This window comes from Ruegeria sp. CDSA079, assembly GCF_059612245.1.
This window is the reverse complement of record NZ_JBXWQF010000025.1, coordinates 22,727-45,275: the sequence shown is the minus strand read 5'-3', so window position 1 is coordinate 45,275 and position 22,549 is coordinate 22,727. Positions and strand designations below refer to the sequence as shown.

The 22,549-nt window shown below is 57.2% G+C and carries 22 protein-coding genes; 8 read left to right on the top strand and 14 right to left on the bottom strand.

Annotated elements, in window-relative coordinates; translation table 11 throughout:
• Positions 1-108 precede the first annotated feature (108 nt).
• The 3 genes from comD to AC2FJZ_RS19615 are packed head-to-tail and all read left to right on the top strand — an operon-like array spanning position 109 to position 2,298.
• A complete protein-coding gene (gene comD / locus AC2FJZ_RS19625) occupies positions 109-615 on the top strand; it encodes a sulfopyruvate decarboxylase subunit alpha (RefSeq protein WP_171095649.1) in 507 nt (168 codons plus the stop codon).
• Positions 612-1,166 (top strand): sulfopyruvate decarboxylase subunit beta, encoded by a 555-nt coding sequence (gene comE / locus AC2FJZ_RS19620; protein WP_496779752.1) that lies wholly within the window; start codon positions 612-614, stop codon positions 1,164-1,166. The genes comD and comE overlap by 4 nt, the downstream gene beginning before the upstream one ends.
• A gap of 10 nt (positions 1,167-1,176) precedes the next feature.
• On the top strand, positions 1,177-2,298 hold the full coding sequence (locus AC2FJZ_RS19615; protein WP_496779751.1) for an alpha-hydroxy acid oxidase: 1,122 nt from the start codon (positions 1,177-1,179) through the stop codon (positions 2,296-2,298).
• 155 nt (positions 2,299-2,453) lie between these two features.
• On the opposite strand, the gene paaZ is transcribed toward AC2FJZ_RS19615, so the two are convergent.
• The 6 genes from paaZ to AC2FJZ_RS19585 form a co-directional block, all read right to left on the bottom strand.
• Complete coding sequence (gene paaZ / locus AC2FJZ_RS19610) at positions 2,454-4,484, bottom strand: phenylacetic acid degradation bifunctional protein PaaZ (protein WP_496779749.1); 2,031 nt, start codon at positions 4,482-4,484, stop codon at positions 2,454-2,456.
• A 117-nt stretch (positions 4,485-4,601) separates the two neighbouring features.
• Entirely contained in the window at positions 4,602-5,789 is a 1,188-nt protein-coding gene (locus AC2FJZ_RS19605; protein ID WP_496779747.1) for a cytochrome P450, read from the bottom strand.
• On the bottom strand, positions 5,789-7,141 hold the full coding sequence (locus tag AC2FJZ_RS19600; protein WP_496779745.1) for a TRAP transporter large permease: 1,353 nt from the start codon (positions 7,139-7,141) through the stop codon (positions 5,789-5,791). The genes AC2FJZ_RS19605 and AC2FJZ_RS19600 overlap by 1 nt, the downstream gene beginning before the upstream one ends.
• The gene (locus tag AC2FJZ_RS19595) at positions 7,141-7,644 is read right to left on the bottom strand and encodes a TRAP transporter small permease (protein ID WP_050604472.1); all 504 of its coding nucleotides are present in this window, start codon (positions 7,642-7,644) and stop codon (positions 7,141-7,143) included. Before AC2FJZ_RS19595 ends, AC2FJZ_RS19600 begins: the two co-directional genes overlap by 1 nt.
• A gap of 57 nt (positions 7,645-7,701) precedes the next feature.
• Positions 7,702-8,721 (bottom strand): TRAP transporter substrate-binding protein, encoded by a 1,020-nt coding sequence (locus AC2FJZ_RS19590; RefSeq protein WP_496779743.1) that lies wholly within the window; start codon positions 8,719-8,721, stop codon positions 7,702-7,704.
• A gap of 69 nt (positions 8,722-8,790) precedes the next feature.
• Positions 8,791-10,806, bottom strand: coding sequence for an FAD-dependent oxidoreductase (locus tag AC2FJZ_RS19585; protein WP_496779741.1), 2,016 nt, complete (start codon positions 10,804-10,806; stop codon positions 8,791-8,793).
• A 121-nt stretch (positions 10,807-10,927) separates the two neighbouring features.
• Between AC2FJZ_RS19585 and paaG the strand changes: the two genes are divergently transcribed.
• The 4 genes from paaG to AC2FJZ_RS19565 are packed head-to-tail and all read left to right on the top strand — an operon-like array spanning position 10,928 to position 14,076.
• The gene (gene paaG / locus AC2FJZ_RS19580; RefSeq protein ID WP_050604469.1) at positions 10,928-11,713 is read left to right on the top strand and encodes a 2-(1,2-epoxy-1,2-dihydrophenyl)acetyl-CoA isomerase PaaG; all 786 of its coding nucleotides are present in this window, start codon (positions 10,928-10,930) and stop codon (positions 11,711-11,713) included.
• 2 nt (positions 11,714-11,715) lie between these two features.
• The gene (gene paaI / locus AC2FJZ_RS19575) at positions 11,716-12,141 is read left to right on the top strand and encodes a hydroxyphenylacetyl-CoA thioesterase PaaI (RefSeq protein WP_050604468.1); all 426 of its coding nucleotides are present in this window, start codon (positions 11,716-11,718) and stop codon (positions 12,139-12,141) included.
• 24 nt (positions 12,142-12,165) lie between these two features.
• Positions 12,166-13,476, top strand: coding sequence for a phenylacetate--CoA ligase PaaK (gene paaK / locus AC2FJZ_RS19570; protein WP_496779739.1), 1,311 nt, complete (start codon positions 12,166-12,168; stop codon positions 13,474-13,476).
• 3 nt (positions 13,477-13,479) lie between these two features.
• A complete protein-coding gene (locus AC2FJZ_RS19565) occupies positions 13,480-14,076 on the top strand; it encodes a TetR/AcrR family transcriptional regulator (RefSeq protein WP_496779737.1) in 597 nt (198 codons plus the stop codon).
• A gap of 24 nt (positions 14,077-14,100) precedes the next feature.
• Here AC2FJZ_RS19565 and AC2FJZ_RS19560 read toward each other — a convergent pair whose 3' ends face one another.
• The 8 genes from AC2FJZ_RS19560 to AC2FJZ_RS19525 all read right to left on the bottom strand — a co-directional run bounded on the left by AC2FJZ_RS19560 (position 14,101) and on the right by AC2FJZ_RS19525 (position 21,977).
• Positions 14,101-14,883 carry a hypothetical protein gene (locus AC2FJZ_RS19560; RefSeq protein WP_496779735.1) on the bottom strand — a complete coding sequence of 261 codons (783 nt, stop codon included), beginning with the start codon at positions 14,881-14,883 and terminating at the stop codon, positions 14,101-14,103.
• 60 nt (positions 14,884-14,943) lie between these two features.
• The gene (locus tag AC2FJZ_RS19555; protein WP_496779734.1) at positions 14,944-15,999 is read right to left on the bottom strand and encodes an aldolase/citrate lyase family protein; all 1,056 of its coding nucleotides are present in this window, start codon (positions 15,997-15,999) and stop codon (positions 14,944-14,946) included.
• A gap of 11 nt (positions 16,000-16,010) precedes the next feature.
• Positions 16,011-16,811 carry a 2-oxo-hept-4-ene-1,7-dioate hydratase gene (gene hpaH, locus AC2FJZ_RS19550; RefSeq protein ID WP_496779732.1) on the bottom strand — a complete coding sequence of 267 codons (801 nt, stop codon included), beginning with the start codon at positions 16,809-16,811 and terminating at the stop codon, positions 16,011-16,013.
• Entirely contained in the window at positions 16,808-17,662 is an 855-nt protein-coding gene (locus AC2FJZ_RS19545; protein WP_496779730.1) for a fumarylacetoacetate hydrolase family protein, read from the bottom strand. Before AC2FJZ_RS19545 ends, hpaH begins: the two co-directional genes overlap by 4 nt.
• Positions 17,659-19,056, bottom strand: a complete 1,398-nt coding sequence (locus AC2FJZ_RS19540; protein WP_496779728.1) for a pyridoxal phosphate-dependent decarboxylase family protein — start codon at positions 19,054-19,056, stop codon at positions 17,659-17,661. The genes AC2FJZ_RS19545 and AC2FJZ_RS19540 overlap by 4 nt, the downstream gene beginning before the upstream one ends.
• 113 nt (positions 19,057-19,169) lie before the next feature.
• Positions 19,170-20,012, bottom strand: coding sequence for a 3,4-dihydroxyphenylacetate 2,3-dioxygenase (gene hpaD / locus AC2FJZ_RS19535; protein WP_496779726.1), 843 nt, complete (start codon positions 20,010-20,012; stop codon positions 19,170-19,172).
• A gap of 54 nt (positions 20,013-20,066) precedes the next feature.
• Positions 20,067-21,575 carry a 5-carboxymethyl-2-hydroxymuconate semialdehyde dehydrogenase gene (gene hpaE, locus AC2FJZ_RS19530; protein ID WP_496779724.1) on the bottom strand — a complete coding sequence of 503 codons (1,509 nt, stop codon included), beginning with the start codon at positions 21,573-21,575 and terminating at the stop codon, positions 20,067-20,069.
• 3 nt (positions 21,576-21,578) lie between these two features.
• Positions 21,579-21,977 carry a 5-carboxymethyl-2-hydroxymuconate Delta-isomerase gene (locus AC2FJZ_RS19525; protein WP_496779722.1) on the bottom strand — a complete coding sequence of 133 codons (399 nt, stop codon included), beginning with the start codon at positions 21,975-21,977 and terminating at the stop codon, positions 21,579-21,581.
• A gap of 105 nt (positions 21,978-22,082) precedes the next feature.
• Between AC2FJZ_RS19525 and hpaR the strand changes: the two genes are divergently transcribed.
• Entirely contained in the window at positions 22,083-22,523 is a 441-nt protein-coding gene (gene hpaR, locus AC2FJZ_RS19520; protein ID WP_496673348.1) for a homoprotocatechuate degradation operon regulator HpaR, read from the top strand.
• The last annotated feature ends 26 nt before the right edge of the window (positions 22,524-22,549 follow it).

The window sequence follows — 22,549 nt, the reverse complement described above, 5'->3', positions numbered from 1 at the left end:
AATTTTTAAACCATCTAAACCGCAACTTTATATCAGATAAAGTAGATTTAAATTGAGTAAAGCTGTGGTTTTGCGCGATATGGACGTCAGTGAACAGAGGAACCGACAATGTCCATCCACAGTAAAATCGTTGACGATCTGGTGGCCAATGACATCAGTTTCGTGACAACCGTGCCCTGTAAACAATTGGCCGGTGTCATCGACGAGGTCGAAGCGCGCCCAGAGATTTTTCACATCCCCTCAAACAAAGAAGACGAAGGCATGGGCCTGTGCGCCGGGGCCTGGATGGGGGGCAAACGACCCGCCATCATTATGCAGAACACCGCGATCGGCGTGACAATCAACACGTTGGCCACGTTGATCCAATATTACCGGATGCCGTTGCCGATGCTCATCTCGTATCGCGGTGAACTACGCGAGCCAGTCGCCTGTCAGGTTGAAATGGCAGTTCACACCAAAGCCCTACTGGCCCAACTCAACATCCCGACCTATCACTTCCACAAGGAAAGTGACGCGGACGAGTTGGATACAATCCTGAAATACACCTTCATGTGCAACAAGCCGGTCGCCATCCTGACCGACGCATCCTTCTGGGGAGGCTACGGAGACCAATGATCCGCTCTGAGATTCTGAAAGAAATCGCCCCTGTTATCCGCGACCAGTTGGTGGTCTGCAATATCGGCATCCCCAGCCAAGAACTGCACGCCATCGACGATCAGCCCACCAATTTCTACATGCTGGGCACTATGGGGCTCGCGTCCAGCATCGGGTTGGGTTTGGCCTTGGCTCAGGACAAAAAGGTGATTGCAATTGACGGTGACGGCTCGGTTCTGACCAATTTCGGCACCTTGCCGACGATCGCCAACAATGTGACCGACAATTTCATCCTGCTGATCATCGACAACGGGTCATATGGCTCGACCGGTGATCAGCCGACCTATGCGGGACAGAAAACCTCGTTGGCGGCTGTTGCCTCGGCCTGTGGTTGCGAAAACGTGGTCGAATGCCGGGCCGAGGATACAAAACAGGCAATCGAAGACGCCCTGGCCGGGAACGAGATGACCATAATCGTGGCCAAATGCGAAAGCGGCAATGCCAAGATGCCCGTCATCACCATGGACCCGGTGGTGATCCGTGATCGCTTCATGAAAGCCGTTCAGGCCTGAGGCCCCGATCATGTTGCCGTCCGGCCAGATCCATTCCAGTGCGGATGCCCGGCGGATCGCCCGCAGGCGTCTGCCCTGGATGGTGTTCGATTACATGGATGGTAATGCGGGCGAAGAATATGGCGCAGCGCTGAACCGACGCGCCTTGCAGGACATCCGATTGCGCGCGCGGGTGCTGGTGGATGTTAGCCAGCGTAGCCTTGACTTGCCGGTCTTTGACCACGCTGCCAAACGACCTTTTGGTATCTCTCCCATGGGCATGTGCAATCTGGCTGCGCCCGGGGCGGACCTCATGCTGGCGCGCTTGGCCGCCGACTACAAAATTCCGCATGGGGTTTCGACCGTGGCCTCGACTCCGTTGGAAAAGATCATTGAAGTGGCTCAAGGACACGCCTGGTTCCAACTGTATTTCAGCGGCGATGGCGGCAGCGCCATGAACCTTGTGGACCGGGCCGAGGCTGCAGGCTATCGCACACTGGTTCTGACCCTGGACGTGCCAGAAGTTGGCCGCCGCCCGCGCGAACTGCGCCATGGCTTCAAGATGCCGTTTCGGATCGGACCGCGGCAGTTTGTAGATTTTGCGCTACATCCTCGCTGGTCACTGAACACACTGTTCCGCGGCAAGCCAAGGATGGCAAATTTTCCAGATGGTACCTTTGACCGCACGGAATCCCGCGCGCGTGCTGATTGGGACTATCTCAGTCGACTGCGCAACCGATGGACGGGAAAGCTGGTCGTCAAAGGTGTTCTGGATGCCGAAGATGCACTGCGGCTAAAACAGGCCGGTGTGGATGCCATACAGGTGTCCAGCCACGGCGGTCGACAGCTTGATTCAGCGATCCCCCCGATTCTGGCCTTGCCTGCCATCCGTAAGGCCGTTGGCCCGGATTTCCCCCTGTTCTACGACAGCGGATTACGCAGCGGTGAAGACGTGGTTAAGGTGCTGGCGTCAGGGGCTGAATTCACCTTTCTGGGCCGTGTCTTGTTATACGCGATCGCCGCCGGAGGCGAGGCGGCGCTGCGAACCCTTTGGGAGGTGCTATCTCAGGAAACCAGCCTGACTCTGGCTCAGATCGGGGCGACATCGCCCCAGGTTGAGCAGCTTGAACAAAGCCTCTGTACGTCGGCATAGCCTACGACTTGGTTGCTCGCGGCACGTGCCGCCTTGCCTTGCTCATCAGAGAATTACCCTCCAATCCACCTTTGCTGGCTTGGGTTGCTTGCTAGCTGTTCTCAGCCCTCCGTTTCCTAAATGTAACGGAGGACCAGATCTGTTGGTCAGGCTCACTAATAGGCAACCATTGTCAGCAACTCATATTCCGCGACTTGTTCATCATCCTGCTGCGTCAGGATGACATGCCAGCGCACTTCTCCATATTCATCGTTGCGTTGGGTCTTTGCCTTAACCGTCAAGCGTACTTTGATGCTGTCACCGGCTTCAACCGGCTTCATAAAACGCAACCCGTCCAGGCCGGTGTTGGCCAGCACCGGCCCTTCATTTGGTTCGACGAACAGCCCGGCAGCAAAAGATAGCAGAAGATAGCCATGGGCCACCCGCCCCGGGAAGAACGGGTTCCGTTCCGCCGCTGCCTGGTCCATGTGGGCGTAGAACGTATCGCCTGTGAAAGTGGCGAAGTGTTCGATGTCTTCCATAGTGATGGTACGCGGTTCCGTGTGGATGGTCTCGCCAATGGCAAGGTCATGAAACCTGCGTGTGAACGGATGAGCGGGGCCCTTGACCTCGGTCGCGCCGGGCACCCATCTGTTTCCAATCGCGGTCAGCAGATCAGGCGAACCCTGAATAGCGGTCCGTTGCATGTAGTGTTTTACACCACGCACGCCGCCCATCTCTTCGCCACCGCCAGCGCGCCCGGGGCCGCCGTGCACCATGTGTGGCAAAGGTGAGCCGTGACCGGTGGACTCCTTCATCGAGTCGCGGTTGTTGAAGTACAGCCGCCCATGATAGGCCCCTGCCCCAATGGCGACCTGACGCGCCGCGTCAGGGTCATGCGTAATGACCGATGCCACCAAAGATCCCTGTCCCCGGTTTGCAAGTTCAATTGCATGGTCGAGATCGCGATAACCCATGACCGTGCTGACCGGACCAAAGGCTTCGGTATCATGCACGCGCTGCGCGGCGTCCGGGTCAGCACAGTGGTAAAGCATGGGCGGCAAAAAGGCCCCTTTTTCAGGATCCGCGCCATCGACTGTAAAATCATCGGGGTTGCCAAAGACGCGCTCGGCCTCTTGGCCGATGATCGCGACCTTTTCCAGAACGTCGCGTTTCTGACCGTTCGAGACCAACGCGCCCATGCACGTGGTTTCCAGCCTTGGATCGCCGATGACGGTTTTGGCCAGTCGCGCGGACAATGCCTCGATCACCGCCTGCACCTGTGCCTCAGGCGCGATGATCCGACGGATTGCTGTGCATTTCTGCCCTGCCTTCGTGGTCATCTCGCGCTGAACTTCCTTGACGAAGAGGTCAAACTCGGGCGTGCCCGGAACAGCGTCAGGGCCAAGGATCGAACAGTTCAGGCTGTCCTGTTCCGCGACGAACCGTACGGAGTTTTCCAGGATCACCGGGTTGGAGCGCAGTTTCAGCGCCGTATCCGCCGATCCGGTAAAGCTGACCACGTCCTGCAAGGTCATACGGTCCAGCATGTCACCCAAACCACCCGAAACCAACTGAAGCGCACCGGCGGGCAAGATACCGGATTCCAGCATCAACCGCACACACAACTCGGTCACGTAGCAGGAGTTCGTCGCCGGTTTGACGATGGCCGGAACCCCAGCCAACAGGGTTGGCGCCAGTTTCTCCAACATGCCCCAGACCGGAAAGTTGAACGCGTTGATGTGAACCGCCACGCCGCGCAGCGGTGTACAAATGTGCTGACCCAGAAACGTACCGTTGCGCGACAGTTGCTCAATATCACCATCCAGATAGACATGCCCGTCCGGCATTTCCCGGCGACCTTTCGAGGCAAAGACAAACATCGTGCCGATGCCGCCGTCGATGTCGATCATATGGTCCGACTGCGTCGCGCCTGTGTCAAAAGACAGATCATAAAGCGCTTGCTTGTGTTGGCCCAGATGCAGCGAAAGTGCTTTGAGCATCTTGGCTCGCTCGTGAAAGGTCATCTTGCGCAAGGCCGGCCCGCCGACGTTGCGCGCATAGTCCAGCATCCCCTGCACGTCCAGGTCCGCGTTTCCTGCTGTGGCAATCACCTCGCCCGTTACGGCGCTGGCAATATTGCGCGCCCCGGCACCAGGCGGCACCCACGCACCGGCGGCAAAGCTGGATATCTGTTGGATGGTCATGAGCGTCTCCTCATCAGTGTCTGGATCCTCGCCTCGCTTTTAGGAGCGGGTGAGATCACATATTTAACCGTACGGTCGGTCGTTGTTATTAGCAAAAAACACCTCAAGCCGTACCTTTCAAACCTGCGCGGGCAGTCGCGCGAAACCCCGAAACCGGATGCGGCCACCACGTTCAGCACCTTCGGTGATGCAATAATCCGGGAAGCGGGTCAGAAACCGACCTACCGCCACCCGGCCCTCCATGCGGGCCAGAGTCAGGCCAACGCAGGTATGAGGCCCACCTGCAAACGCGTGGTGTTTATTGGGGCGACGGTCCAGGATCACATCGTCAGGCTCGGCAAACTGCCGCGGATCACGGTTGGCGGCACCTATGCAAAGATGGATGTCCGTCCCGGCGGGAATGGTGTGACCATGAAACACGACATCCTCGGTGGTCAGACGATTGCCGAATTGGTTCGGGCTTTCCAGTCGCAGGAACTCGTCCACGGCGATGTTGATAAGCTCCGGGTAAGCCAGCAGTTCAGCCCGCTTGTCCCGGTGCCGGTCCAGCAGTTCCAGAGCGTTACCGATCAGGTTGGTCGTTGTTTCGTGCCCAGCATTCAGGATGAAAATACAGTTCTGATACAGCTCAATTTCTGTCAGGCCACCATCAGTGTCGTCCTGCATCAGTCGCGTCAGCACGTCCGTTGACGGGTCACCCGGATTGGCGCGACGATCATCTATGATGTGGCGCAAGAACTCTTTGAAGTCCGACACCGCGCGGTTGCCCCAGTCTTCCTGTTCAGGAGTCAGCTGCGGCTCCAACGCGCCCAAAATGGCCAGAGACCAGTCTCGCAGAGGTCCGCGCTCGGATCGGGGTATACCCAATAAGTTGCCGATGATCTCGATCGGGATAGCCCCGGCAAAATCCTCGATCAACTCAACAGTGCCCTTGGCCTGCATCTGATCCAGCAAGCCGTCGACCAGCTGTATCAAGCCCGGTTCCATCTGCGACAGCGCACGCGGGTTCATCGCACCAACCATCACCTTACGGACACGGGTGTGCAGCGGTGGATCATTGAACACCAGACTGGTCGTGTGGTGTTCGTATAACGGGCTGTCTACCCCGTATTTTGGCCCGAAAACCGCCTTCTTGTCCGAGATGAACCGCACCGTATCCCGGTACACCACATCCAGATCTTCAAAGCGCGACAGGATGACCGAACCATCCGCTTGCTGGCAGACAGGAGTTTCCTCGCGCAGCGCAGCATAAGCTGGATAAGGGTCTTCGTGAAAACCGATGGGAAGTGCGGTCAGCGAGAACATCAGTGACCCATCGCCCCCATCTGCTCCGGCAGAACCAGCACCAGCCACGGCACCAGAACGATCAGCGCCAGACGGAAGATATCCGCGACCCAAAACGGTGTGACACCTTTGAAGATGGTCCCGGTTGAGACATCCCCAACCACACCTTTCAGAATGAACACGTTCAAACCGACCGGGGGAGTGATCAGGCTGATCTCGGTCACGACGACGACAACGATGCCGAACCAGATCGGATCATAACCCAGCGACGTGACCAACGGGAAAAAGATCGGCACCGTCAGCAACAGCATCGACAGCGATTCAAAGACACAGCCCAGTATGATGTAGATCCCGAGGATCATCAGGATCACCACAAACGGCTCAACCTCATAGGCCGTCACCAGAGTGATCAGCGCTTCAGGAAGACCGGCCAGGTTGATGAAATTCGAAAAGATCTGCGCCCCGATCAGAACCGAGAACAGCGCCGCCGCGGTGAAACTGGTCTCCTTCAGCACTTCAAAGGTCGAACCAAGGGTCAGCCCGCCCCGTGACAGGGCAATCAGGAACGCACCCATCGCGCCCATTCCAGCAGCCTCTGTCGGGCTGAAGGTGAGGTTCAGAGGGTGGAAGTCAAACACACCGTACAACCCGCCAATCACAAGAAAGAACAGCAGCAACACGGCCCAGACCGAGCGCAGGGCCAAGAGACGTTCGCCCCAGCCGCGCCTCTCCCCTGCCGGTCCGGCGTCGGGTCTGCGCCAAACGGTCCAACGCACCGCCAGCAGATAGAACAGGATGCCCAGCACGCCAGGGATGATACCCGCAACGAAAAGCTTGCCAATCGAAGTTTCGGTCAAAAGGCCATAGATCACCAGAATGACCGATGGAGGGATAAGGATCCCCAACGTACCGCCGGCAGCAATCGACGCCGTAGACAGCTCATCCGAATAACCGTAGCGGCGCATTTCCGGCATCGCGACTTTGGACATGGTTGCCGCCGTTGCCAGAGACGAGCCGCAAATGGCGGAAAACCCTCCACACGCAGCAACCGTGGCCATTGCAATGCCGCCGCGGAAATGGCCAAGGAAGGCGTTTGACACCGCATAAAGCTCGCGCGCAAGGCCACCTTTGTTTACGAACAGCCCCATCAGGATGAACAGCGGCACAACCGACAGCCCATAATCCTGCGCCGTGTCGGTAATCTGGCGTCCCACCATGGACATCGCAGCCTTCAACCCACGCTCGGACAGGATGCTGCCACCGCGTTCATATGCAAAGCCAAGCGTCCCAACGAGCCCCATCGCAAACACAATAGGCAGGCGCAGCAGCACCAGAACAAGGACAAGGGCGAAACCGATCAAAGCGGCAGTCATTAGGAGTGCTCCGACAAGGCTTGGGGGGCAATAATGTGCAAAATCCCGGTGATGATCATCGCAACAGCAGTGATCGCAGTGAAAGCGGCGATGAACCAACCCAGATAGAAGACCGGGATAGACAAGTATTCGGTGACATCGCCGTAATCCCGCGCCCGTTCCGCCAGCACCCAGACGCGCTGGATCGGCCAGATCAGCATGATGCCGGACACCAGATACACAATCGCATCACGCACCCGGCTTAGCCGTAAACGTGCGAAAATCCCATCTGTCAGGTCCACAGCGATCTGTCCGCGCCCAGCCGAGATTATGGGCAGGACCGAGAAGACAAGGATCGCCATCAGAATCCGGGTCAACTCGGTTGCCGCCTCAATAGGGGCGTTGAAGACGGAACGAAGGATAACGTCGAAAAAGGTCATCACCATCAGGATGAACAGCGCCACACAGGCCAGCAGCGTCGGAACGACACTGATGCGTCGCGCAAAGGTCACGAGTGAGTGCATGATTGGTCCCCGGCGGGTGAAAAGGGCTGGCGGTTTAAGCCCGCCAGCCCGGCTGCGTTACTGGGCAGCCATTTCATTTACGATCATGTCGTAGGCGGCCTGAGCGTCGACGCCCGCGCCGTTAACTTCGTCAATGACCTTGGCGCGTACATCCACGGCAATCGTGTTGAATTGCTCCAGATCTTCAGCAGATGCCGCGTTGATCGCGTTGCCTTCGGTGGCTTCGGTTGCTTCACGACCGATGGCGTCGATCTCGTCCCAGATCTTACCGATCTCGCGGCTCAGTGGTTCGCCAAAGACATTCTCTTCCAGTGCGGCCTGCAGGTCTTCGGGCAGATCGGCAAAGGTGTCTTCATTCATGATGAAAGCAAACGATCCGCGATAAAGGCCGCCTGGAACTTCGTAGACGTTCTGCGCCACTTCGGTCAGTTTGAAACCCTTGCGGGATTCAAAGGGCATCACAACCCCATCCGCAGCTTTCGAAGCCAGGGTTTCGTATACTTTCGGCGCAGGCACCTGAATGCCGGTCGCGCCCAGCGCCGTGCCGACATCCCCGCCAACGCCACCTGGGATACGCACCTTGAGACCCGACACCTCTTCCAGCGTGGTCACCGGGCTGCTGGAATGCAACTGGGCAGGACCATGCGTGTGCAGGGCGATCACCTTCACGCCGCGATGCTCATCCGCCGCCTTGAGGTGCTTGTCATATGTGCGCCAATAAGCGACCGAGGCGTCCTCGGCCGAACCCTCATACCCGGGCAGTTCGATCATCTTGGTGGTGACAAAGCGACCCGGCTGGTAGCCGTGGAAGATGATCGAAGCATCAGCCGCACCATCCATGATCAGGTCCATCTGCGCCGGTGGCGGTGCAATACCCAGCTTGAGTTCAGCCGTGACCTGGCCGTCTGTTGCCTCTTCAACCATTTCGACGAATTTCGGCCACATCTTGGCGTTGATGCCATGAGTCGGCGGTGCCCAGCTTGAGATGGTCAGCGTATAGTCTGCCGCCATCGCCACTGTGCCAGATACGGCCAGCGCGGCCGACGCCAATAAAGCGCTTAGCTTGGTGAATTTCATGGTCTGTCTCCTCCCAATGAAACATGAGTCAAGAATGCGTTAATGGTCGCTTTTGTAACCATCAACATGTTAAAGGCCCCCCGGATGGTTCGCGATGCGCCACGAACCGGGGTTTTCGTCTGCAACGGTCAGCATCGTTGCGTGGGACACGTCGATACCGATCTCCATGCTGTAGTTCATTGGCCCTCCACGCCAACGTGGAAAACCGTACCCATGGATTTGTACCATATCGACAGCCTCCGTGTTTTCTGCGATTCCGTCCTGGATGATCAAAGCACCCTCATTGGCCAGAACCGCCAGAATACGCGAGGAAATGTCCTGCTGTGAAAAGCGCTGGCGGGTGATTCCCTGTTCGGCCGAGTAGGTTTCAATCAACGCCTCAACCTCAGGGTCCCGGACCGGGGTACGGTCGCCATCTGAGTAACGATACCAACCCTTGCCCGCTCGCTGACCAAAACGCTCCATTTCGCACAACTGATCGGCGATGCGCACGTAGCGTTCGTTTGGGTCGCGAGTTGCGGCATTGCGCTGTCGGTTGGCCCAGGCGATTTGAAGACCAGTCAGATCCTGCAACTCATAAGGCCCCATGGGCATCCCAAACGCCCGCATCGCTGCGTCCACCTGATAGGGCAGCGCCCCATCCGCCAGCAAATAGTCGGCCTCGCGCCGATAGGCGGCCAACATGCGATTGCCGATAAAGCCGTCGCATATGCCGGACAGAACCGAAACCTTTCGCAGCTTTTTGCCCAGCGCGAAGCCAGTGGCGACGATATCCGGAGATGTCTGCGGCATATGTACAATTTCCAGCAGCTTCATCACATGGGCTGGGCTGAAGAAATGCAGACCAATGCAGCGGGCCTGGTTTTCAACACCCGCAAAAATGTCCACCGGGTTCAGGTAGGATGTATTCGTGGCCAGGATCGCATCGTGGTTCATGTACCTGGCCAGTTCCGCAAACACCGCCTGCTTGACAGACAGATCTTCGAACACTGCCTCGATAGCCAACTCTGCATCCGCAGCAGCGGCATAGCCGTCGACGGCCTTAAATTTGAACAGGTAATCCCGCAGCTGTACCTCGGACATCCTGCCCCGTTTAACGGCCCCCCGAAGCAGAGATTCAACCCGCCCTTGCGCCGCCGATGCTGCCTCGGCGTTCTGCTCGATCAGAGTGACAGACAATCCACCATTCAGCGCGGCCGTGGCAATACCTGCACCCATCAACCCGCCGCCCACAACGGCAATCCGGGTAATGTCGCGCGCAGTGGCGCCCTTGATCAAAGCGGGCTTGGACACCACGCGCTCGGCAAAGAATGCGTGGCGCAGCGCCCGGCTTTCAGCGCTTTGGCGCAGAGCCAGGTGGCGGGCGCGTTCTTTCGGCTGACCCTCAGTGAACGGTTCGGACACCCAACTCAGCGCGGTCAGGTTTTCCAGTGGTGATTGCTGCCCTTTGGCGCGCTTCTGCAACGCCTGACGACTTGTTTCCAACAGATCAGACGCGAACTCCGGCACAGAACGCTGGCTGACAGGTATCGGACGTACGGGCAGCGCGGCAACAAAATCCGTCACTGCATCCTTCGGGTCTTCGGCGACCAGATCAATGCCCCCGAGTTCAGCCAGCGCTTCGGCTTTCAGAGTTTTACCAAAACACGCCATGTCGATTGCAGCCTGCATTCCCACGAGACGCGGCAAACGTTGGGTGCCCCCCGCCCCGGGGATCAGCCCCACATTGACCTCGGGTAGACCGAAACCGGTATCCGGCGCGGCGATCCGCCAGGCACAGGCCATGGCGATCTCGAACCCGCCGCCCAGCGCATTACCATGAATGCAGGCGACAAACGGCACTTTGCTATCTTCGATCTTCTGAACGACGTCCGGCAAATGTGGCTCAACCGGCGCCGCATCAAACTCGGCCATATCACCGCCTGCGATAAAGGTTCTGCCCGCGCAGCACAGCACCGCCACACGCGTGCCTTGAACCGCATCAACCGCATCGGACAGCCCCTGTCGAACCGCGGTAGAGGTTGCGTTCACTGGCGGGTTGTTGACCGTGACCCAAGCCACGTCACCCTTAATTTCAACGCTCACCAGCGACGACTGCAACATCGGCAACCCTTTTGATCGGTCCAGATTCGGTACAGGTTTATATATTGACCAACCGTTCGGTTAATGCAATGATTAAGTTGAAACGAGACCAGAAGAGACAGCCATGAGCGATACGATACTTGTACAAGATCACGGGAACTGGGTCGAAATTACCCTGAACCGCCCCGACAAGTTGAACGCGTTCAATGAGGACATGCACGTTGCCCTTCAGGACGCGTTAAAAACCGCGCGCGAAAACGGGGCTCGCGCGATATTGCTGACCGGAGCGGGGCGCGGGTTCTGCGCAGGTCAAGACCTGGGTGACCGCGACCCATCCAAAATGGATAGCGCTCCGGACCTGAGCAAAACGGTGCGAACGTTTTATGCTCCTCTAGTCCGCTTGATCCGATCCTTGGAGTTCCCTGTCATATGCGCCGTAAACGGGGTTGCCGCAGGCGCAGGGGCAAATCTGGCATTGGCCTGTGACATGGTTCTGGCCGGGGAAAGCGCTAAGTTCATCCAGAGCTTTTCCAAGGTCGGACTGATTCCCGACACCGGTGGCAGCTGGCACTTGCCACGCCTGTTGGGTGAGGCGCGCGCCAAGGGGTTGGCCATGACCGCTCAACCTCTTTCAGCCAAACAGGCAGAAAATTGGGGGCTGATCTGGAAGGCGCTGCCCGACGATCAACTGATGCTTGAGGTTCGCGCGCTTGCCGCGCAATTGGCCAACGGCCCCACACTCGGGCTGGGCCTGACAAAACAGTGCATTCAAACGGCGGCCACCACGTCACTGTCCGATCAGCTTGAGATTGAAGCGGACGCAATGAAAACTTGCGGGGAAAGCGCGGACTACGCCGAAGGCGTATCCAGTTTCCTTGAAAAACGCGCACCGAATTTTCAGGGACGTTGAGTATGACCCCAAAAGAACGCGCCGAAAAATCTGCCGCTGCAATGTGGGCAAATGACGAGGCAAGCAAATGGCTCGGCATGGAGCTTGCCGAAGTTGACGAAGGCCGCGCCGTTCTGACCCTGACCGTCGCGTCCCATCATTGTAACGGGTTCGGTATGTGCCATGGGGGCGTCACTCATGCCTTGGCCGACAGCGCTTTTGCCTTTGCCTGTAACAGCCGCAACGTTTCCACTGTCGGGCAGCACACGATGATGAGCTATCTCGCGCCGGGAAAAAAGGGGGACCGTCTGACCGCCACCGCGACAGAGGTCACTGTATCCGGACGAAGCGGCATCTATGACGTTCGCGTCATCAACCAAGACAACACTCTGATCGCTGAGTTTCGCGGCATGTCCCGCGCAGTTGGCGGTCAGAATTTTCAAGAATAGCTTCACGACTGGAGGAGTGACGCGATGGAAGACCTTTCCCCAAACAAAGCGGACCTGGATCCGATCGAGATCGCCTCGATCGACGAAATCCGCGCCACGCAGCTTGAACGCCTGAAATGGTCCGTACGCCACGCCTATGACAACGTTCTGATGTATCAGCAGCGGTTTGACGAGGCCGGCGTGCATCCTGACGATCTACAGCAGCTGTCCGATCTGTCAAAATTTCCGTTCACACACAAAAACGATCTGCGTGACAACTATCCCTTCGGTCTGTTCGCAGTTCCGCGCAGCGAGATCATTCGCCTGCACGCTTCATCTGGCACGACGGGCAAACCGACGGTTGTGGGTTACACCAAGAATGACATCGACAATTGGGCGGACTTGGGCGCGCGTTCCCTGCGCGCGTCGGGGTTGCGCAAGGGTGACATGGTACACAACGCCTATGGTTATGGCTTGTTCACCGGTGGGTTGGGCGCCCATTACGGAATCGAACGGCTTGGCGCGACCGTCGTCCCCATGTCCGGCGGGCAAACCGAAAAGCAGGTCAACCTGATCAACGACTTCCGGCCCGACGGGATTATGGTGACGCCGTCCTATATGCTCAATATCCTTGAGCAGTTCCACAAAGCTGGTCTCGACCCCCGTGAAAGCTCATTGAAAGTTGGTGTGTTCGGCGCTGAACCCTGGACTGACGCCATGCGCGCCGAGGTCGAGGCCGCCTTTGATATGCATGCGGTCGACATCTATGGCCTGTCCGAAATCATGGGTCCTGGGGTGGCCAATGAATGCGTTGAAACCAAGGACGGTCCGGTGATCTGGGAAGATCATTTCCTTCCTGAAATCATTGACCCCGTAACCGCTGAGGTCCTGCCCGATGGCGAAATCGGCGAGTTGGTGTTCACAACCCTGACCAAGGAAGGGCTGCCGATGATCCGCTATCGCACGCGCGACTTGACCTGCCTTCTGCCGGGAACAGCACGGTCCATGCGCCGGATGGCAAAGATCACAGGCCGAAGTGACGACATGATGATCCTGCGTGGCGTCAATGTCTTCCCTAGCCAGATTGAAGAACAGGTCATGGCGACAGGCGGTCTTGCCCCCTATTATCAGATCGAACTTTATAAGTCGGGCCGCATGGATGCGATGCGGGTCTTTGTTGAATCCTCACCGGATTCCACCGACGAGCTCTCCAAAACCGCGGCGGCCCGAATGCTGACCAAGCGGATCAAGGACGTCGTTGGTGTTTCAACTGAAATTGTTGTAGGTGACCCCGGCGACGTCGAACGCTCTCAGGGCAAGGCGAAGCGTGTCGTCGACAATCGCGATAAGGAATAAACCGTGGCCCGAACAATCGCCAAAGACCACGACCAAAAGCGGGAACAGATCCTGAAGATGGCGGCCAAAGTGTTTGCCGATCAGGGGTTTGATCGTGCGTCGATGACTCTGCTGGCCAAAGAGTGCGGGATCTCGAAAGCCAACATCTACCATTACTACGACAGCAAGGATGCCATCCTATATGACATCCTTGAAACATATCTGCGCGAGCTAAGGGATCGGATCTGCAACGTGGATCTTAGCGGTATGAGCCCCGAGCAGAAGCTGCGCAAGGCGGTGCGCGAAATCCTGTTCGCCTATCAGGGCGCGGATGACGAGCATCGCGTACAAATCAGCGGCATAAGCGCACTGACAGACGAGCAGCAGAAACTGCTACGAGGCTATCAGCTTGATTTGGTAAATTTTGTACGCGACATCCTTAAGGAGTTGTCTCCCGAAACTTTCGATGATGCCAAAGACAAGTTGCGCGGTGCCACAATGTCAGTCTTTGGGATGCTGAACTGGTATTACATGTGGAACACCGGCGCGGGCCCCAAAGCCCGCGAAGACTACGCCGATCTGGTCAGCACGCTGACGGTTCAGGGCGTACCAAAGCTGTAGGCGCGCAGCGGTGCGCACAAGGCGCTATGTCGCAGCTTTGCGCCTGTCCAGGTAGGCTTGCTTTGCGGCTATGACATCCTCGTCCGTCATGTTTGATCGGTTCAGTTCAAGGAAATGTTCCGCGGCCCCAACCGGCTGAACATTCAGGTTACTGACGGGTGTCAGATCGTCCGACCGTACATTCAAAATCGAAAGCACCTTGGTGACGGGAAACAGACGATCGCTCAGACCCGAGATGTTCAGAGAGATGACTTCGGCTCGTGAAGACATCTGTGCCGCGACCCGGCCCACAACACTCTCGAGGTCAGCGCCCGGGGTCAGCAGTTCAGCATATTCGGAAAGGTCTTCTTGTATTCTGTTTCCGCGAATGTTCTGCCAATACACGCTCTTGATCCAGTCGGGGGCATCTCTGGTCGTGTAAAAGAATGTGATCCGTGCCTTGTTGTCAGCGAACCTGTTGATTTCATCCAAGATGACTTCAGCAAGGACATGCGTTTGGTGGTAGGACCACACATCCTTACGTCCCGGGATCATACCAGCAAACTCTTCGCTGCTGATCAACAACGGCGCGTCAGTCTGGCCCTCGAATGGCAGCAGAGTTTGCCGGAACATCTGGCGAAATTTCTGAAGCGTTCTTTCGTTTGGTGCGACAGAATAACGGCGTGCGGCAAAGCCAGCTTCTTTCAAATCCCGCGGCACCAGAACATTCACACGGTCCTTTAGCCGGAAACGGTTCCTGTACAGCATCGTTTGCAGGGTTCTGGTCCCGGTTTTGTGAAACCCTTGATGTACAACAACCTTCAGCATCGACCCTTTTGACTTAACCCACGCTTAACATCCGCATTTAGAGTTGCCGCATCGAAAACATCAAGCGGTCCAGTCGATGTTCAGCTCTTCTCGAAAGGCAAAGCGTGTCAAATGCGCCTCGATCACCTGTTGCCAACGACGCAGATCACCACGCGGACCAGTAGCGGCTGTCACGGTCAAAGTGGTTGCATCTGCCGTCAATGCCAGCCGATCTCCATCAGGGAAAGACACGCTGCCATGTATTGCGTCAAATGAGACCTCGGCCTTGTGCGACCAGTGTTTGCAGAGTTGCTGAAGGTATTTTGAGGCCGCACCCGTCTGCGCAATGCCCGTTGCAGTCTGATCAGGCAACAGGTTTAGGCCCGCAACAGCGGCAGACCGGATGGCTTTGGCAAACAAGGTCACGTCGATGTTGGTGGCTACGAAAGTAGCGCCAAGATCCAGACATTTGCGTTGAAGATCCGGGTCCAGTGTCAAAATCCCAGCGGCTTTGCCCGCTGCCACAATACGGCGGATTGCATCCAGCACCGCCGCAACTACGTCAGGGTGGTCCGCTTTTCCCAGATGGCCCATGTCAGCAGCCAGGTCGGCAGGGCCAATAAACACCCCGTCCACATCAGTCGCCAGAATATCGTCCAGCGCGTCCATACCCCTGTTGTTCTCGACCTGCACGAGCAAGCAAATCTGTTCGTCGGCGGTTTTCAGATAATCAGGGATCGCCGCAAAGCGTGAAGCCCGCGCCAGAGATGATCCAACACCTCGAACGCCATGCGGCGGGTACTGCACAGCCCGCACCAGTTCGCGTGCCTGATCGCCGCTTTCGACCATCGGCACCAGAATATTCTGCACGCCGGTGTCCAGATATTGCTTGATCATCCAGGTTTCGCCAATCGGCAGGCGTGCGACCGGCACACTGCCAGACCCCTCAATCACGCGGACCTGCTCCAGGATTGAGCGCAGGTCGTTGGGCGCGTGCTCCCCATCAACCAGCAACCAATCGAATTGTGCGGTGGCGGCGATTTCGGCTACGTAGGCATTGGCCAAACCAACCCAGCATCCGATCTGAGGAGTTCCGGCCTTCAGCGCAGCCTTGAATGCATTATGTGGCGCGGGCATTAGCGTTCCTTTCAGGCGAAATTGATATCGACCGAGCCAAACGGCCCGAAATCCGCGTGAACTTTGGTGCCCGAGGGGCATTCGACGGGGCGGATGAAGCTGCCGGACAAAATGAGTTGCCCAGGTTCGATGCTTTGCCCGTATTTCGCCATGCGACGCGCCAACCAGACCACGCTTTCAACAGGATCGTTCAACACACCGGCACCCAGTCCGGTTTCTTCAATCTCGCCATTGCGGAAGGTAAGCGCCCCGACCCAACGCAGATCATATGCATCGATTGCGTGACGCTCTGCACCCAACACGATGCCCGCATTGGCGGCATTATCGCTGATCGTGTCAAAGACCGTACGGGTCTTGCCGGTCTCGGAATCTGCTCTTTGAATTCGGGTATCCAGAATTTCTATTGCCGGTGTGACGTAACCCGTGGCGGCGATAATCTCTTCGCGAGATACGTTTTCGCCGCCAATGGCGGACTTCATGACAAAGGCGATCTCGGCTTCGACCCGGGGCTGAATGAAACGGCCTGCCGGAACGGTTGCACCATTGTCGAAGACCATATCGTCGAACAGAATACCGCTGTCTGGAATGTCGATATTCAACGTATATTGCATTGCCTTCGAGGTCAGCCCGATCTTCCACCCGATCACCCTGCGGCCTTCGGCCAGTTTCTGGTGATAGATGGCGTTCTGAACCTCATAGGCATCATCCATGCCCATCTCGGGATGGCGCAGACTAAGCAGGCCGATCTGTTCGCACCTGCGTTCAGCCTGCAACAGATCAGCTGCTGCACGGGCGTGGTCCTCGGGCGTCATACCCGTTCGTCCTCAATGGTATTGCGCAGGGTGCCGATACCTTCGACGGACACCTCGACCACATCTCCGGGTACCAGATATCTCGGTGGGTCGAACCGTGCCCCTGCCCCGGTCGGTGTACCAGTGACAATGATGTCACCGGGCTGAAGCGTCATGAAGGTTGAGATGTATTCGATCTCGCGACGGATTGGGAACATCATGCGGCTCAGCGTGTCGTCCTGACGAAGCTCACCGTTCACACGGGTCTGGATGCGAGCATCATCCAGTTGGGCTGCATCCGTGAAAGGCACCAGCCAAGGGCCTATGGCCCCCGAGTTATCCCAGTTCTTGCCTTGCGTGACGTTGAACTTGGCGTGCCGCACCCAGTCGCGAATGGTGCCTTCATTACACAAAGTCAGCGCGGCGATGTGATCGTAAGCTTCTTCCTGAGAAATGCGGCGGCCAGTCTTGCCAATCACGATGGCCACTTCGCCTTCATAGTCCAGTGTGTGGTTTTCCGGCGGCCGGATCAGCGGGCAGTCGTGGCCGGTAAAGCCGCTGGCAAAGCGCGGGAACAGCGACATGTACTTTGGCTGCGCGCTGCCATCTTTGTACTCCGCGTTCCGGTCGGGAAAGTTTACCCCGACACAAAGAATACGACGGACATCGGGCATTACCATTTCATAGGCGAACTCGGTATGGGTGACGGGTTTGCCTTCGGCAGCTTTTGCAAGTTGATCGACGGCCCCGGCGGCAATCACCTCGTAAAGGCTGTTGTGATCCGGGAATGCTTGGTTCAATGCAATGGCACCTTCATCGGTGATTGCTCCGAAAAAACGCTCTTCGCCCGCGAAGAAAGTTGCAAACTTCATTCAATTATCTCCCAAACATCCCGGATCACGTCCGCTGCCATCAGCACGTCATCCCGGGTGGTATCGAACTGCCCGACCTGAAAGCGGATGATCTTGCGGCCATCGAACATACCTTGGGTCAGATAGATCCGCCCGTCATCGTTCAACGCGTCGACCAGCCGCTGCTGCATTGCGTCGTCCCCAGGACAACGAAAGGAAAACAGGCTCAGGATCGGACCGGTGGTGATCTCGAACCCTTCCATCTCTCCGATCTGATCGGCGAGTTCCTGGGCCCAGGTCACGTGGTTGCGGATGCGCTCGCGCAGTCCTTCCAATCCGTATGAGCGCAACAGAAACCAGATCTTCAACGCCCTGAACCGACGGCCCAGAGGGATGGTCCACTCCGAGAAATTCGTCACCTCTGCTCCGGTTGTCTTGAGGTATTCCGGTTCGATCTTCAGCGTATTGAGTTGCGGCACGGCGTCCCGCAGGAACTGGATGGCGCAATCGAACTGTGCACCCATCCATTTATGCGGGTTGAAAACGATGCTGTCATAACGGTCGGCCCCCTGCCATAGGAGCTCGCGAAATTCGGGGCAGATCATTGCGGACCCAGCCCATGCCGCATCGAGATGGGTATACAAGTCGTGTTTTTGCGCGATATCTGCCACAAGGGTCAGATCATCGCAGGCACCAACGCCGGTTCCACCTGTGATCGCAATAATACCGGCCGGAACATGACCGGCTGCGATATCGCTTTGAATGGCGGCCTCAAGTGCAAAGGCATCAATTGCAAAGTTGGAACCCGATATCGGCAGCTTGACCAGATTGTCCTGTCCAATCCCGGCAACCCAGCAAGCCCTGTCGATGGACGAGTGCACCTGATCCGAGCAATAGATCCGCAGCGCACCCTTGGTGTTCAGACCTTCGCGGTTGCCGGTAAAGCCCGTGGCTCGTTCCCGCATAGTCAGAACCGCCGACAAAGTCGCCGAAGAGGCGCTGTCCTGAATAACTCCGGTCATGCCTTCAGGCAGTCCAAGTGACTGTCGCAACCAGTCGACCATGACACCTTCGACCTCGGTCGCGGCTGGCGAGGTTTGCCACAACATGCATTGCGCCGCGATCGTCGTCACCAACATCTCGGCCAGCATCGACGGTGGAGCGGCATTGGCCGGGAAATAGGCGAAAAAGCGTGGATGTTGCCAATGGGTGATACCCGGCATCACGATCCGTTCGAAATCGGCCATGATGGCATCCATAGGCTCACTCGCCTCGGGCGGGGTTGCCACAAGCTGGGCCGCGATTTCCCCTGGTGCGGTCTGCGCGCGCACGGGACGTTCAGCAAGTGTCTTATGGTAATCGGCAGCCCATTTTGAAATGTGCTGACCCCAATGCGAAAACGTGTCCCAATCCATGCATTAGCCTTTTGTTGTCGCAGAAAAATCAACCCGCCCGGCCCCCCGAAAGATACAGGGCCACGACGAACGGATTTGTTTCTATCTCATGAAACAGTCCCTGGTGTCCGGCGTCAGACCGAAAAACTGACATTGGCCTGACCTGTGCCAGAGCTGCCGAAATACGGGGTATAGATGTCGATATTGCCCTTGTAGCTGCCCCAACCCAGCGCACCGAACAACAAGGCGGTGTCGTTCATGGCACACTCTCCGGTGCATTTCTTGGCATAGTCGGGCAGCATTTCAAGGAATTCTTCGAATCGGCCCTGTTCCCACAATTCCATCACGCGCATGTCCATCTGGCGGTTGAATTCACCGTTCACTGCGTTCAGCCCTTCGACCGAGCGTTCATTCGGCGTGAAATCATGGCTGAGCGACCCCGACGCCAGTACAGACACGTTGCGGTCAGATCGCCGGATGCCTTCGGCAATGGCCTCACCCCAGACCCGGTTTTCCGCAATCGATGAGAATTGATTGACCGCCACGGGCAAAACCCGCGCGTTAACCCCTTCGTTGATGAAATGCATAGGCAACAGGGTGCCGTATTCCATGCCCATGTCCGGGTGCGAATGTCCCAGCGCCCGCTCTCCACGCTCGCGCAGAACGTCAAGGATCGTTTCCCCAAGTTCATGATCGCCGCGATAGTCGAACTCCATATCCGCCAGCATATGCGGCAATTCGTGGCTGATGAAACGACCCTTGTGGTGTTCTTTCGTGTTCAGGTGAAACCCCTGATTGGTGATCCAATGGGTATCGAACACAATGAACGTCTCGACCTCGCGGTCTATCGCGTCCTGACGCAGGCGGGCATACCCATCAATGGCAGATTGCCGGATACCTTTGTATTTCGGCATCGTGTGGGACATCCAGATGCTGGGCACATGCGTGATTTTTGCGGCCTGTACGATCTTTCCCATGGCGGTTCCTCCTGATGCGTTCTGGCGGCCCCGGTCCGGGATCGCCAGAGGGGTTTATGTCCCCAATTGCATAATCTTGTGCTGACCGGTGGCAAAACCGATGTGCTTTTGCTCCATATAAAACTCAAAGCTCCAATCACCGCCGTCCCGCCCGATGCCGGATGCTTTGACCCCACCAAAGGGCGTGGGCAGGTGACGCACGTTTTCTGAATTCACCCAAATCATCCCAGCCTCAAGCTTGTCTGTAAAGCGCAAGGCACGGGTCAGATCGTTGGTCCAGACATAGCCTGTCAGGCCATAAGGCGTGTCGTTGGCAATCTGAAGCGCCTCGTCCTCGGTTGCGAACGGAATAGAGGTCAGAACAGGACCAAAGATCTCCTCACGTGCGATACGCATCTTGTTGGTGGCATTGGTGAAGAGTGTCGGGCGAACAAAGTACCCCGCGTCGCCTACCTTTACGCCACCAGCGGCAACAGTCGCACCATCCTCTTTGGCGATGTCGAAGTAACTGGTGACTTTGTTGTAGTGCTCTTCAGTTACAAGCGGGCCAATCTCGGTTGCCGGGTCCAACGGGTGGCCCACCTTGATGTTGTTCACACGCTCGACCAGTTTCGCCTCAAACTCTTCCTTAATCGTATCCTGCACCAACAACCGCGAAGACGAAGTGCAGCGTTCGCCGTTGATCGAATAGATCATGAAGATCACCGCATCCAATGCACGGTCAAGATCTGCGTCATCGAACACGATCACAGGGTTCTTTCCACCCAGCTCCAGATGATTGCGCTTATGCGTATCTGCGCCTTGCTTGACGATAAGGCTACCGGTGCGGCTTTCGCCCACAAATGCTATGGCCTTGATCAGTTCATGTTCGCACAACGCCTTGCCTGCGTCGGGACCAAATCCGTTGACCGTATTCAACACACCTTTGGGCAATCCAGCTTCTTCGGCGATTTCCACCAACAGGCGGGCAGTCAGGGGAGAGTCTTCTGCGGGCTTATGAACCACCGTGCAGCCTGCAGCCAGCGCAGGCGCGATCTTCCATGTCGACAGCATGAATGGTGTATTCCATGGGGTGATCACACCAACCGGGCCGATGGGAACGCGGGTGGTGACGTTCATCAGGGTCGGGGACTTCAGATGTTGTCCGTCGCGCGCCTGAACCACCTGATCTGCAAAATACCGAAAGTTCTCAGCACCACGCAACGCGGCCTTGGACATGAAGCGCAACGTCTGGCCTGTATCCCAGCATTCACATAGCGCGATTTCCTCGGCTCGGGCTTCGATGGCATCTGCAACGCGCAACAAGATTCGGCGGCGGTCAGTGGCAGGCATGTCGCGCCATTCAGCGAAGGCCGCATAAGCGGCCTTGGCCGCCGCGTCGATGTCATCGGCCGTGCCATGGGCAACATCGCAGATCACGGATTTATCGACAGGCGAGGTAGATTGGAATACCCCTGCAGATCCGTCTCGGTCTTCGCCAGCAATGCGATTGCGGATGCCGGTTTCTCTGAACCGAGCCAGAAAGCCCGACAGCTTCTCGATATTTGTATCCAGCGCACTCATGCTTCAGGTCTCCTGCGTGGTCGCGGCCAGGTGGTCGCGGATCGTGCCGGTCTTGGGCGAAAGCTTGGGGTCGATATCGCGCATCTCTAACGACAGAGCGATGGAATGCTGCGAAAGGGCGGGCGCCAGATAGGCTTTGACCGCGTCAAATACGCGCTGCGCCGCGTCCTGTTTGACATCCTCGGACCGACCTGCGCGCAGACGGATCGAAATATCGACAAAACCATGCGCCAGACCCCCATCCGCAATGGCATAGTGGTCCACACGCGTCGCGCGCACGCGAATCCCCGGCATTGGAAAAGCGTCGATCCCGGCAGCTGTTGCCCTTATGCATTCGCACAGGCCACCCATGTCGATCTTGTCTTCCAGATTGCCGGAATATTCGACGTGGAAATGTGGCATGGTTCCTCCCTTATTACTTAACATGTTTAGTTTCTAGCATCCCACCTGTCAAGAGATTGCTTTGTTAATCTTTGCAATTTCCGAAACACCACTCTAGAAGGCCGCATGACCACTCAAAGCCATATCAAAAGCACTGCCAGATCCCTTCCGATTGCGCTGTTGCGAGCCCGTGAAACCGTGATGGCCCCGATACGGGACATGTTGCAAGGCATCCAGATAACCGAACAGAAATGGCGCATCCTGCGCGTTCTGGATGAGCTGGGCGAAGTGGAACAAAGCACCATTGCGCACGAGGCTTGCCTGCTGCTTCCAAGCGTGACCCGCATCTTGCGCACGATGGAGGCTGATGGACAGATCACCCGCCGTCAGGACAGTGACGACAAGCGCCGCACCATGGTTACGATTACCGATGCGGGTCGGTCTATCCTAAAGGAAAACCTGGCCACGTCACTTGCGATCTCCAGCAATATCGAGGCTCAGATGGGTCGTGAAAAGCTGGACCAATTGCTGGACCTGCTGGAGGAATTACAGGCCGTCAAAGTTTGACCCCGCCTACAGCAGACGGGGCCGGT